Origin of the sequence: Mediannikoviicoccus vaginalis (assembly GCF_928097925.1) — a bacterium.
In the GTDB taxonomy this organism is placed as follows: Bacteria; Bacillota; Clostridia; order Tissierellales; family Peptoniphilaceae; genus Mediannikoviicoccus; species Mediannikoviicoccus vaginalis.
In genome coordinates, this window is the sequence record NZ_CAKMRI010000001.1 from 1,379,528 (window position 1) to 1,393,634 (window position 14,107).

Annotated in this window: 8 protein-coding genes and 3 rRNA genes; all 11 read left to right on the plus strand. The window is 37.8% G+C overall.

The genetic code is table 11. From position 1 onward, the window contains the following. The first annotated feature begins 20 nt into the window (after positions 1 to 20). The 11 genes from L6651_RS06370 to argF all read left to right on the plus strand — a co-directional run bounded on the left by L6651_RS06370 (position 21) and on the right by argF (position 14,097). Positions 21 to 725, plus strand: coding sequence for a class I SAM-dependent methyltransferase (locus tag L6651_RS06370; RefSeq protein WP_237037132.1), 705 nt, complete (start codon positions 21 to 23; stop codon positions 723 to 725). After that, the gene (locus L6651_RS06375) at positions 725 to 1,480 is read left to right on the plus strand and encodes a nitroreductase family protein (protein ID WP_237037133.1); all 756 of its coding nucleotides are present in this window, start codon (positions 725 to 727) and stop codon (positions 1,478 to 1,480) included. The genes L6651_RS06370 and L6651_RS06375 overlap by 1 nt, the downstream gene beginning before the upstream one ends. Before the next feature lie 331 nt (positions 1,481 to 1,811). Next, positions 1,812 to 3,340 (plus strand): 16S ribosomal RNA (locus tag L6651_RS06380). Positions 3,341 to 3,445: 105 nt separating this feature from the next. After that, positions 3,446 to 6,662: ribosomal RNA gene (locus tag L6651_RS06385) — 23S ribosomal RNA — on the plus strand. Between the two features lie 31 nt (positions 6,663 to 6,693). Further along, positions 6,694 to 6,810, plus strand: a 5S ribosomal RNA gene (gene rrf / locus L6651_RS06390). Together the 16S, 23S and 5S rRNA genes form the textbook arrangement of a ribosomal RNA operon. Positions 6,811 to 6,938: 128 nt before the next feature. Then, positions 6,939 to 7,589: an SH3 domain-containing protein gene (locus tag L6651_RS06395; RefSeq protein ID WP_237037134.1), complete on the plus strand. Its 651-nt coding sequence runs from the start codon at positions 6,939 to 6,941 to the stop codon at positions 7,587 to 7,589. 126 nt (positions 7,590 to 7,715) lie between these two features. After that, positions 7,716 to 8,864, plus strand: a complete 1,149-nt coding sequence (locus tag L6651_RS06400) for a CD0519/CD1768 family membrane protein (protein WP_237037135.1) — start codon at positions 7,716 to 7,718, stop codon at positions 8,862 to 8,864. Between the two features lie 297 nt (positions 8,865 to 9,161). Then, the gene (arcC, locus tag L6651_RS06405; RefSeq protein WP_237037136.1) at positions 9,162 to 10,094 is read left to right on the plus strand and encodes a carbamate kinase; all 933 of its coding nucleotides are present in this window, start codon (positions 9,162 to 9,164) and stop codon (positions 10,092 to 10,094) included. A gap of 186 nt (positions 10,095 to 10,280) precedes the next feature. Continuing rightward, positions 10,281 to 11,459, plus strand: coding sequence for an ISL3 family transposase (locus tag L6651_RS06410; RefSeq protein WP_237036195.1), 1,179 nt, complete (start codon positions 10,281 to 10,283; stop codon positions 11,457 to 11,459). Between the two features lie 403 nt (positions 11,460 to 11,862). After that, positions 11,863 to 13,086: an arginine deiminase gene (gene arcA, locus L6651_RS06415; RefSeq protein WP_237037137.1), complete on the plus strand. Its 1,224-nt coding sequence runs from the start codon at positions 11,863 to 11,865 to the stop codon at positions 13,084 to 13,086. 18 nt (positions 13,087 to 13,104) lie between these two features. Beyond that, positions 13,105 to 14,097 (plus strand): ornithine carbamoyltransferase, encoded by a 993-nt coding sequence (gene argF, locus L6651_RS06420; protein WP_237037138.1) that lies wholly within the window; start codon positions 13,105 to 13,107, stop codon positions 14,095 to 14,097. The last annotated feature ends 10 nt before the right edge of the window (positions 14,098 to 14,107 follow it).

Consider the following 14,107-nt stretch of genomic DNA (forward strand, 5'->3'; position numbering starts at 1 on the left):
AACATATTAGAGGTGAGAACATGAGTGAATTTTATACTTCAATAGCAAATTACTATGAACAAATATTTCCCGTAGGAGCTGAAAAAATTAACTTTTTAATGAAGAGTAATCCTAAAACAGCCATAGACATTGCCTGCGCCACAGGAGAAGTAATGAAGGAGATTCAAGAAAAAGGTGTAAAAGTTTTGGGAATTGATTTAGACGAAAAATTTGTAGAAATGGCAAGAGAAAAAGACCTAGATGCAAGAAAATTAAATATGTTAAACCTTGATGAAATAGATGAAAAGTTCGACTTACTATACTGCATTGGAAACTCCATAGCACACTTAAAAGAATATGATGAAATTAGAAAATTTTTACAAAAGTCCTATGACAGAATTGATTCAGGCGGAAGAATTGTAATACAATTTATAAACTTTGAAAAATTTTTGGAAAATGAAGACGAAAATGGATACCTAGGAAGTCTTCCAGATATAAAAAACGATGAATTTACATTTCATAGAAACTACTTTAAAGAAAAGGATCATATAAGATTTAACACCACATTAGTAGTTAACGATTTAATAATAGAAAATAACGAAATACTATTTCCGCTTTTAAAAGACGAAATGGTTAGCATAATGCAAAAAGTAGGCTTCAAAAACGTAAAAGTATATGGAAACTTTAAAGGCGAAGACTTTGACGAAAAAGTTAGCCTACCAGTAATAATGACGGGAGAAGTATAATGAACAAAACAATCAAGCATCAACTTAAACATAGAAGCATAAGAGAATTTAAAGACCAAGAGATATCAAAAGAAGACCTAAATATTTTTAAAGAAGTCATACAAAGGACAGCCACTAGCACTGGAGTACAGTCCTATTCAGTAATAAGAGTGGTGGACAAGGAAAATAGAAAAAAGATAGCAGAAGTCTGCAAGCAAAGTTATGTGGAAATTGCGCCAGAACTCTTTATTTTTATCGTAGACTGCTACAGAAATAATGAAATAGTAAAAGAGAAAACGAGAAAGAGCTATGAACAAGCATACGACATGGAAAAATTCTTCCAAGGCTTTACCGATGCGGCCCTTGCTTCACAAAATTTAATGAACGCCATAGAATCAAAGGACATGGGCGGCGTATTTTTAGGGTCAATCCTTAATGACAGCAAAGAGATTATAAATATTTTAAAACTTCCAGAGTACACCTTTCCAGTACTAGGAGTTGCCTTTGGATATCCAAATCAAGATCCAATGTTAAAGCCAAGAATGGACATGGACCTAAGATTTTTTGAAGACGAATATAAAATATTCGACAACTACCTAGACGAGATAAAAGATTATGACGAAGAGATGAAAACCTACTATGACCTTAGACAAAAGGATAAACCGCTGGATTCATTTAGCGAGCAATTGATACAGAGATTTGAAAATACATTAGAAAAAAGAACATTAATATTAAATGTAATTAAAGAACAGGGCTTTGACTTTAAATTAAAATAACCATATATAATGTAGGAACAAGAAAAAGAAAACTTCAAAAAAATTAAAACAAGAAAAATGTTAAAAACATTTGACAGAAGTGAAATAACTTGGTAAGATAATTAGGCACTCAAGGAAGTGCCTTTTTAAATTCTTTGAAAAGAAGCAGGTCTTCAAAAAAAGTTTTAAAAAGTGCTTGACAATACATTTTAATGGTGATATGATTAAATAGTTGTCACTTAAGACGAGTGCAAAGAACCTAAACAATAGAAAAGTGTAAAAAACTTTTGAGTAAGTACAACCAAACAATTTCGGTGAAAAAAATAAAAGTCAGCGAGAGCTGATCAAACATTTAATAGAGAGTTTGATCCTGGCTCAGGACGAACGCTGGCGGCGTGCTTAACACATGCAAGTCGAACGATGAACCTCGAAATGACATCTTCGGAAAGATTTTTGAGAGGATTAGTGGCGAACGGGTGAGTAACGCGTGAGCAACCTGCCTTAGACAAGGGGATAGCCTCGGGAAACCGTGATTAATACCCTATGAGACTCCACTTACGAGTGTAAGAGAAGTTAAAGCTATTGCGGTCTAAGATGGGCTCGCGTCTGATTAGCTAGTTGGTGAGATAAAAGCCCACCAAGGCGACGATCAGTAACCGGCTTGAGAGAGTGAACGGTCACATTGGAACTGAGACACGGTCCAAACTCCTACGGGAGGCAGCAGTGGGGAATATTGCACAATGGGGGCAACCCTGATGCAGCGACGCCGCGTGAGCGATGAAGGAATTCGTTTCGTAAAGCTCTGTCCTTGGAGAAGATAATGACGGTAACCAAGGAGGAAGCACCGGCTAAATACGTGCCAGCAGCCGCGGTAATACGTATGGTGCGAGCGTTGTCCGGAATTATTGGGCGTAAAGGGTACGTAGGCGGTTTAACAAGTCAGATGTTAAAACTTGAGGCTTAACCTCATGTTGCATTTGAAACTGTAAAACTTGAGTAGTGGAGAGGAAAGTGGAATTCCTAGTGTAGCGGTGAAATGCGTAGATATTAGGAGGAATACCAGTAGCGAAGGCGACTTTCTGGACACAAACTGACGCTGAGGTACGAAAGCGTGGGGAGCAAACAGGATTAGATACCCTGGTAGTCCACGCTGTAAACGATGAATGCTAGGTGTCGGGAGTCAAATCTCGGTGCCGAAGTTAACACATTAAGCATTCCGCCTGGGGAGTACGGTGGCAACACTGAAACTCAAAGGAATTGACGGGGACCCGCACAAGCAGCGGAGCATGTGGTTTAATTCGATGCAACGCGAAGAACCTTACCAGGGCTTGACATATGGGTGAAAAGTATAGAGATATACTCCTCTCTTTTAGAGACATCCATACAGGTGGTGCATGGTTGTCGTCAGCTCGTGTCGTGAGATGTTGGGTTAAGTCCCGCAACGAGCGCAACCCCTATATCTAGTTGCCAGCACTAAGGGTGGGGACTCTAGATAGACTGCCGGTGACAAACCGGAGGAAGGTGGGGATGACGTCAAATCATCATGCCCTTTATGTCCTGGGCTACACACGTGCTACAATGGCAAGTACAGAGGGAAGCGAAGCAGCAATGTGAAGCGAATCTCAGAAAGCTTGCCCCAGTTCGGATTGTAGGCTGCAACTCGCCTACATGAAGTCGGAGTTGCTAGTAATCGCGAATCAGAATGTCGCGGTGAATGCGTTCCCGGGTCTTGTACACACCGCCCGTCACACCATGGGAGTTAGTAATACCCGAAGCCAGTGACCTAACCAATGGAAGGAGCTGTCGAAGGTAGGATTAATGACTGGGGTGAAGTCGTAACAAGGTAGCCGTATCGGAAGGTGCGGCTGGATCACCTCCTTTCTAAGGAGTACAATAGAGTTTTTTACACTTAACTTAGGTTCAAAAGAACATTGAAAAGAGAATACAGAGACAAAAGCAAGAAAATGGAAAAGTAAAAATATTTCCGGTCAAGCGACAAAGGGCATAAGGCGAATGCCTTGGCACTAGGAGGCGAAGAAGGACGTGACAAGCAACGAAAGCGACGGTTAGGAGCAAATATCCAGCGAGCCGTCGGTATCCGAATGGGGAAACCCACTTAGACAAACTCTAAGTATCTGTAGCCCAACCAATTAAGCTACAGAAGCGAACCGGGCGAACTGAAACATCTAAGTAGCCCGAGGAAGAGAAAGAAAACTCGATTCCCCCAGTAGCGGCGAGCGAAGAGGGAAGAGCCCAACTTAAGGAAAAGATAGGAAGAAGTTAGAAGAATCAGCTGGAAAGCCGAGCCAAAGAGAGTGACAGCCTCGTAATCAAAAACAGACACCTACACCTTAGAAAGAGTACCACGGAACACGAGAAATTCCGTGGGAATACGGGAGGACCACCTCCCAAGGCTAAATACTACCTAGTGACCGATAGCGAATAGTACCGTGAGGGAAAGGTGAAAAGAACCCCGGGAGGGGAGTGAAATAGAACCTGAAACCTTATGCCTACAAGCAGACAAAGTCGAGCACTCAACTTTGCAAAGATTTGGAGGAGCTAAAATGTTTTACGTATACGTACTAACCATGAATAATGGAGAAATTTATATAGGATTTTCAACAAATCTTAAAAATAGAATCAAACAGCATTACGAAAACAAAGTGATATCCACAAAAAACAGAGAACCAAAATTAGTTTACTACGAAGCATATACGTCAAAAAAAGATGCAATGGAAAGAGAAAAGAAACTAAAGCAAAGAGGAAATGCTAAAAGATGGTTAAAAGAAAGAATATCCAATAGCTTAAACCAAGCAACAAATAAAGAATAAGATTTGTGTGCAAAGTTGAGTGCTTGATGATGTCGTACTTTTTGTAGAACGGGCCAGCGAGTTACGATATGCAGCAAGATTAAAGATTTAAGATCTGAAGTCGTAGAGAAATCGAGTCTTAATAGGGCGTAAGTTGCATGTTGTAGACCCGAAACCAGGTGATCTATCCATGTGCAGAGTGAAGTAGAGGTAAAACTCTATGGAGGCTCGAACCGGGTAACGTTTAAAAGTTATCGGATGACATGTGGATAGGGGTGAAAAGCCAAACGAACTTGGAGATAGCTGGTTCTCCTCGAAATAGCTTTAGGGCTAGCCTTATCGTAGTAATTGAAGGGGGTAGAGCACTGAATAGTCTAGGGGCATATAATGTTACCGAAACTTATCAAACTCCAAATACCATCAAATTAGCGATAGGAGTCAGACTATGAGGGATAAGCTTCATAGTCGAAAGGGAAAGAGCCCAGACCACCAGCTAAGGTCCCAAAATATAGATTAAGTGGAAAAGGATGTAACACTACTCGGACAACCAGGATGTTGGCTTAGAAGCAGCCATACATTTAAAGAGTGCGTAATAGCTCACTGGTCAAGTGGTGATGCGCCGAAAATAAACGGGGCTAAAATCTAATACCGAAGCTGTGGATGCGCATAAGCGCGTGGTAGAGGAGCATTGTGTAAGGAGCGAAGACAAGCTGCAAGGCGAATTGGACCAAACACAAGAGAGAATGCTGGCATGAGTAGCGAGAAGGTGAGTGAGAATCTCACCCGTCGAAAGCCAAAGGGTTCCTGGGGAAGGCTCGTCCACCCAGGGTAAGTCGGGACCTAAGCCCAGGCCGAAAGGCGTAAGCGATGGACAACAGGTAGAAATTCCTGTACTATCTCAAGCGTTAAGAGAGAAGTGTTGACGCAGGAGGATATGTGAAGCGTGCGAACGGTAGAGCACGTTCAAGTAAGTAGGAGGTAGAAGTAGGCAAATCCGCTTCTACAAAACTTCGAGATACGATGAGGAGCGAAAAACAAGTAGTGAAGTCACAGATTCCACACTGCCAAGAAAAGGCACTATCCAGCAAAGAGATACCCGTACCGTAAACCGACACAGGTAGGCGAGGAGAGAATCCTAAGACGCGCGGAAGAACCTTTGTTAAGGAATTCGGCAAAATGACCCCGTAACTTCGGGAGAAGGGGTACCGAGAATTGTATATGTTAAACACAAAAAGCAAAACTTGGTCGCAGAGAATAGGCCCAAGCGACTGTTTACCAAAAACACAAGTATCTGCTAAATCGAAAGATGAAGTATAGGTGCTGACACCTGCCCGGTGCTGGAAGGTTAAGGGGAAGACTTAGCGCAAGCGAAGGTTAGAACTTAAGCCCCAGTAAACGGCGGCCGTAACTATAACGGTCCTAAGGTAGCGAAATTCCTTGTCGGGTAAGTTCCGACCCGCACGAAAGGTGTAACGATTTGGGCACTGTCTCAACAAAGGATCCGGTGAAATTGTAGTAGTCGTGAAGATGCGACTTACCCACGGTAGGACGGAAAGACCCCGTGGAGCTTTACTGCAAGCTGACATTGGATTTTGGTATTGAATGTACAGAATAGGTGGGAGACTGAGAAGTTAGGTCACAAGACTTAATGGAGTCCCAAGTGGGATACCACCCTTTCAATGCTAAAGTTCTAACTTGGCACCTTGAAACAGGTGTGAGGACACTGTCAGTTGGGCAGTTTGACTGGGGCGGTCGCCTCCTAAAGAGTAACGGAGGCGTTCAAAGGTTTCCTCAGAATGGTTGGAAATCATTCAAAGAGTGCAAAGGCAAAAGGAAGCTTAACTGCGACACCGACAAGTGGAGCAGATACGAAAGTAGGACTTAGTGATCCGGTGGTACCGAGTGGAAGGGCCATCGCTCAACGGATAAAAGCTACCCCGGGGATAACAGGCTTATCTCCCCCAAGAGTTCACATCGACGGGGAGGTTTGGCACCTCGATGTCGGCTCGTCTCATCCTGGAGCTGGAGAAGGTTCCAAGGGTTGGGCTGTTCGCCCATTAAAGAGGCACGCGAGCTGGGTTCAGAACGTCGTGAGACAGTTCGGTCCCTATCCACCGTGGGCGTAAGAAATTTGAGAGGAGCTGCTCCTAGTACGAGAGGACCGGAGTGGACAGACCGCTGGTGTATGAGTTGTACCGCCAGGTGCACAGCTCAGTAGCTACGTCTGGAATGAATAAGCGCTGAAGGCATCTAAGCACGAAGTCAACCTCAAGATGAGATTTCTTTGTAGAAATACGAGAGAAACCAGGAAGAAAATCTGGTAGATAGGTCAGAGGTGTAAGAGTAGTAATACTTTAAGCTAACTGATACTAATATATCGAAAGCTTGACCGGGAATATTGTTACTTTTCAAAAGTTGCAAAAAATGGGCGAAGATAGCGGAAGGGATACACCTGTTCCCATCTCGAACACAGAAGTTAAGTCTTCTAGCGCCGATGGTACTATGGGGGAGAGCCCATGGGAGAGTAGGTATTCGCCCGTCAGACTCTACATTGTAGAGTCTTTTTTATTATTATAATAAAGTAAGATACCTTATTATGAGTTGCTACATAATAAATTTTCCTAAATCTTAGATTTAGAGTATAATAAAGATGATAAGGTGGGGATTTTATGAACAACGATAAAGACAATAAAGATTTAAACATAGAAAATACTGACAAGATTGATTACGCTGAAATAAATAGAAGATTTCGTGAAGAACAATATTTTTTAAATGGACAAGATCCATATAATGAAAGAGAAGAATATGAAAGATCAAATTCATATAGGGAAAATAGAAATGATAGATATGTAAATAATAGACCACAAAAGCAAAAGAAAAAATCTAACTATACTCCATTTTTAGTTTTTCTAACATCTCTTTTAGTTATAGCAACGGTTATTCTTGCGGCATGGACACTTGCAAATAATAGAAGGATAAATAAAAAGCTTGATAACCTTGATAGGATTGGTCAAACAGAAACAATAACCGAAGAAACTGGAAACTCTACCACTGAACAAACTTCTCCATCAGAAGAAACTGCAGACGCAGAAGAGACTGAAGCTACTGAAGAGACAGAAGCTACGGAAGCTACGGAGGAAGAGACCATAAGTGGAACACTTACTCAAGACTTAAACTTTAGATCAGGACCAGGATATGACTATGAAGTTATAGGAACCGTTCCTGCCGGCGCAGAAGTGTCAGGTCATATTGAACAGGGATGGCTAAAAATTGAGTATAATGGAAGAACGGGATATATTGGACCGAAATATGTAAAATAATAATTTAAAGTCACTGGAAACGGTGACTTTTTATTTATTATACTCTTTCAATCCATGGTATAATTACAAAATAGAGAAGATTAATTCTTTTCGCATAGTTGATTAATTAAACAACCGAGGTGACAAATGGAAAATAAAAAAATTTACAAAAATGAAATTGGTTTTGAAGCGCCAATATTTATAATAATATTTTTTGGGATATTCATATATATAGGTAGAATCATGGGTGGCACCAATATGATTAAGACTATGATGAACACAGGTTTTGATTTGCTTATGAATGTGTGTTTCTATCTTATGGCGGTGTCGGTGTTGGCTGGTGGCATGGCTGCAATTTTTTCTGAATTTGGCGTAATTGCTCTTATAAACAAGGGGCTTTCAGTGATTATGAAGCCAGTTTATGATTTACCTGGGGCAAGCTCCCTTGGAATGTTAAACTGCTTTATGTCCGATAACCCTGCCATACTTACCCTTGCCTATGATGACAACTTTAGAAAATATTTTAAGAAGTATCAAATGCCTGCCCTTACAAATCTTGGCACTGCTTTTGGAATGGGACTTATTATAGTTACAACTATGATGGGTCTTTCTGTTCCAAATGCAATATCTGGAGCTGTAGTGGGATTTTTTGGTGCGGTTTTTGGTTCAATTGTGTCCGTTAGGATAATGATGATAAAGACTAAAAAGTTCTATGGTACTGAGGAGTATGTAATATGTAAAAATGTTGAGCCAATTCCTAAAAACCAAAGAAGAGTGAGGGAAGGGTCCATTGGTTCGAGATTTATCCAAGCCCTTCTTGATGGAGGCAAGGTTGGAGTTGATATGGGTGTTGCAATTATTCCAGGAGTCGTACTTATTTGTACATTTGTAATTATGCTAACTAATGGAGTTGGCGAGGCAGGAGTGTACAATGGCTCTGCAAACCAAGGTATTGGTCTACTACCGGTTGTGGGAGAAAAGTTAAGTTTTATTTTAACTCCACTATTTGGTTTTAGCACTCCCGAAGCAATCGCAATCCCTATAACTGCTCTTGGAAGTTCTGGCGCTGCCATAGGTATGGTTTCAGACATGGCATCAAGGGGAGTAATAAATGGAAATGACATTGCAGTGTTCACATCAATTTGTATGTGTTGGAGTGGATACCTTTCAACTCATATTGCCATGATGGACGCCCTTGACACCAAAGAGATGACAGGCCATGCAATACTATCCCATACAATTGGAGGAATAGCTGGAGGAGTTTTTGCCCATATAATTTGGATGATTTTATTTTAGTATCATAAATGAGAATAATTATATAAGAGACTAGCAAAATAAAAAAATTATGAAAACATTTTAAAAAAGTATTGTAAAAAAACATTCAACTGTGATAATATTGAAATAGGTTTTCTTTAGTTACCAATATGGTATGAAGATAAAATAAAAAATGTATAATCTTTTTATTACTAAGAAGAAAACATTTAGAACCTAAACACAAGATTATTCCATAATATTGTTCGAGTTAAGCTTATAATATTTGTTTCCCTGTTCATAAATTAAAAAAATTATCATATTGATACTTAGGAGGATTTTATGAAAAACAAAGTTGTAATAGCACTTGGAGGAAACGCTCTAGGACATGATTTAGAAACTCAAAAGATTGCGGTAAAAAACACTGCAAAGGCAATAGTGGATTTAATTGCAGATGGTAACGAAGTTGTTGTAACCCACGGTAATGGTCCACAAGTTGGAATGATTAATAATGTTTTTACAGACTACAAGAAAAATAATCCAGGATTTCAACATATGCCACTATTTACATGTGTAGCTATGAGTCAAGCATATATTGGATTTGACTTACAAAATGCATTAAGAGAAGAACTTAATGCAAGAGGAATTGAAAAACCAGTAACTTGCGTAATTACTCAAGTAGTAGTTGATAAAGAAGACAAGGCATTTGAAAATCCTACAAAACCTATTGGACCTTTCATGACTTTAGAAGAAGCTGAAGCATGCAAGATGGAGGGAATGGACGTTGTGGAAGACTCTGGTAGAGGATACAGAAGAGTAGTTGCATCTCCAAAGCCAATTGAAATCGTAGAAATATCAACTATTAAAAAGCTTATAAAAGAAGGCGAAGTTGTTATAGCATGTGGTGGAGGCGGAGTGCCTGTACTAAAGGGCGAAAAAGAATATGAAGGAATTGACGCTGTAATAGACAAGGACTTTGCATCTTCAGTACTTGCAGAACAACTTGAAGCTGACAAGCTTGTTGTGCTTACAGCTGTTGAAAAAGTTGCTATAAACTTTGGCAAAGAAAATGAAGAATGGCTTTCTGAAATGTCAGTGGAAGAAGCTAAAAAGTTTTCTGATCAAGGAGAGTTCGCTCCAGGATCAATGCTTCCAAAGGTAGAAGCTGCAAGTATGTTTGCAAGCTCTAAAGAAGGAAGAGAATCACTTATTACATCTTTGGAAAAAGCTGCTGAAGGTCTAAAGGGATTAACAGGAACAGTAATAAGAAAATAAAAATACTTAAATTTTAGAGTACCATCTTTTTGTTTTGAAAAGTCGGTACTCTTTTTATGGAACAAAAGAAACTGTTGGGGGGTATGAATAAACATACCACCTCAACAGTTTTTTAATAAAAAAATTGCACTTACTCTACAAATCACCTAAAATAAAGTCACCACAACTCAAAAGGAGGTAAAGTAAGTGCAAATAAATAATATCACAAAGCTTGTGGGAATAAAAGGTATAAAATTAGAAAAAGTAGAAGAAACAGAAGACAAGATAACAATAACAGGTAAATGCAAGAAAAGACCTAAAACATGTCCTTGTTGTGGATCAAAAAAGATAGAAATACATGACCATAGACATCAAAACATAAGAGATCTACCATATAGAGATAAACAAGTAGTATTAAAAATAGACGTACGAAGATTTAAATGTAGACAGTGCAATAAAAGATTTACAGAATCTAAACCATTCGTATCAAAACATTGCCAAATAACAACAAGACTCAAAAGAAGAGTATTAGAAGAATTTAAAAATAAAATATCCATCAAAGATATAGCTAAAAAATTTTATATTTCACCCAAAACAGTTACAAACATAATAGATACCATAGAAATAAAAAGATTAAAACTAGGAGAAGTACTAAACATAGACGAATTCAAAGGAGACTCAGGAGGAGAAAAGTATCAGACAATAATAGCAGATAGTCAAAATAAAAAGATATTAGACGTACTACCAACAAGGAAATTTGAATACCTAGATAAATACTTCAGTCAAATACCAAAAGAAGAAAAAGATAAAGTAAAAATCTTCGTAAGCGATATGTATAGACCGTATAGAGATATAAAGAAAAAACACTTTCCAAACGCAAAACATCTAATAGACAGATATCACTTCATAAGACAGGTAACATGGGGATTTGAAAACACAAGAATAGCAGAATCAAAAAAGATGAAAAAACAAGAAAGAACACACTTTATGAGAAGTAAATCCCTACTGACAAAACCAATGATAAAACTACACGAAGATGAAAAAATAAAAGTATCAATAATGTTAGAAAGAAACGAAGAAATAAGAAAAGCATACCTAACAAAAGAAACCTTCTACAATTTAGTAATGAAGAGCGAAAACAAAGAGAAAGCTCAAAAAAACATACAAGGTTGGATAGAATACCTGTTAAAAGACGGATCCATTAAGTGGAGAGCCTGTTTAACAGCCTTTAAGAACTGGATAGAACCAATATCCAATAGCTTTGACTACGAATTCACCAATGGGTACGTAGAAGGAATGAACAACAAAATAAAAGTATTAAAGAGAATAACATTTGGAATGAAAAATTTCAAAAGATTTAGAAATAGGATATTAGCACTCGAATAATATACAAGAACTGAATAAAAGAATTAGCTTTTAGGAAAAATAAGCCTATAGGCTTATTAAGTGAACCTAAAAACAGTAAAAAAGTGACTATTTAGTTAGGTCTTTTAAAAGTAAGTGAATAATGATGTATAAATAAGAGGAGATGCCAACTTTATAGGTTAGCATCCCCCAATGGATTCTTTAGAGCCCTTTTTATTTACATTAAATCTTATTAAATCTAGAGCAAGGTAAAAAATTATAGATAATCGTTTTTAGAAAAAAATTGAAGAATTTATGAAAAATGTTGTAGATACAACTTTAAGAGAAGAATTTATGTTGTAAAATGTAATTGAACATAAGGGAAATGTACAAAAAATATTATGAGGAAAACATTAACTCAATAGATTGGAAAAGAGGTGTTAACTTGCACAGTATTTATGTACCTAATGAAATAGGTAAATTAAAAAAGGTCATGTTACATCGTCCTGGAAACGAATTACTTAACATGACTCCCAGCGCTTTAGGAGATTTACTTTTTGATGACATACCATTCTTAAAAACAGCGCAAGAGGAACACGATAATTTCGCAAACGTTCTCAAGAACGAAGATATAGAAGTTGTTTATCTAGAAAATCTAGTAGCAGAAATATTGGATAAAAAACCTGAAGTAAGGGAAATATTCATAAAACAGTTACTAGAAGATGCAAACATTCAAAGTACGAAGAGAAACGATGCGGTTAAAGAATACTTAGAATCTATAAAAGACTCTAAAGAGCTTGTAGATAAGGTTATGGCAGGGGTAAGTTTAAAGAAATTGGATTTAAACGAATCTGATTTCATAAAGGCTTGCAACAGTGATAACTTTGATATGGCACTTATGCCAATGCCAAACCTATACTTTACAAGAGATCCCTTTGCAAATGTAGGCACAGGTGTTATCATAAATAGGATGAAGAACTTAGTAAGACAAAGGGAAACGATTTTTGGAGATATTTTATTTACTTATGGTGATGGATATAAAGATGTAGATAAACTTTATAGCAGATATGAAGAGTACTCAATTGAAGGTGGAGATGTCCTAATCATCAATGAACACACTTTAGCTATAGGAATTTCTCAAAGAACTGATGCAGAAGCAATTGAAAAGCTTGCACAAAATATATTCTTCCACTCAGAAAGTAAAATAGATACTATTCTTGCAATAGACATTCCTAAGATTAGAGCATTCATGCACTTAGACACTGTATTTACTCAAATCGACTACGATAAGTTTACAGTTCACCCAGGAATATTCAGAACACTAAGAGTATTCGAGTTAACTAAGGGTAATGCAGAAGATGAAATAAAATCTGTAGAGATGCATGACAGCTTAGATCATATACTAAGTAAATACTTAGATAGAAAAATTGAACTTATCCTTTGTGGTGGAGGAGACAGACTTGTTTCTGAAAGAGAACAATGGAATGATGGATCAAATACACTATGTATTGCTCCGGGAACCGTTGTAGTATATGAAAGAAATACAGTTACAAATGATATCCTTGAAGAAAAGGGAATTAAAGTTCTAAAGATTAAAGACAGTGAAATTTCTCGAGGACGTGGCGGCCCAAGATGTATGAGTATGCCATTCTTAAGAGAAGATATTTAATATAATTGGAGGTATTTAATGGGAGTAAACTTAAGAGGAAGAAGCTTTTTAAAATTATTGGATTACACAACAGAAGAAATTGAATATCTAATGAGTTTATCAGAAAACTTCAAAGACTTAAAACGTGCGGGAACACCACACAAGTACTTAGAAGGAAAGAACATAGTACTTCTATTCGAAAAGACTTCAACAAGAACAAGATGTTCATTTGAAGTAGCAGGATACGACCTAGGAATGGGAGTTACTTATCTAGATCCAGGCAGCTCTCAAATGGGACATAAAGAAAGTATCAAAGATACAGCAAGAGTTCTTGGAAGAATGTATGATGGAATCGAATACAGAGGATTCTCACAAGAATTAGTAGAAGACCTTGCAAAATACTCAGGAGTGCCAGTATGGAACGGACTTACAGATATGTTCCACCCAACACAAATGATTGCAGACTTCTTAACAGTAAAAGAAAACTTTGGACAATTAAAAGGACTTAAATTCGTATACCTTGGAGACGCAAGAAACAACGTAGCAAACTCACTAATGATAGCATCAGCAAAACTCGGAGTAAACTTCGTAGGATGCTGTCCAGACGAATTAAAACCAGAAGAAAGTTTAATAGAAGAAGCTAAGAAAATAGCAAAAGAAAATAGATGTACAATCGAATTTGAATCAGATGTTATGAAGGCGACAAAAGACGCACATGTACTATACACAGACATCTGGGTATCAATGGGAGAACCTGCTGAAATTTGGGAACAAAGAATAAAACAACTTAAAGCTTACCAAGTTAACAAAGAAGTTATGGATAACGCAGACGAAGACGCAATCTTCTTACACTGCTTACCATCATTCCATAACCTAGAAACAACAACAGCAGTAGAAGTAAACGACAAATTCAACATTCCAGAAATGGAAGTAACAGACGAAGTATTTGAATCAGCTAAATCTAAAGTTATGGATCAAGCTGAAAACAGAATGCATACTATAAAAGCAGTTATGTATGCAACATTAAAATAATAATAATTGC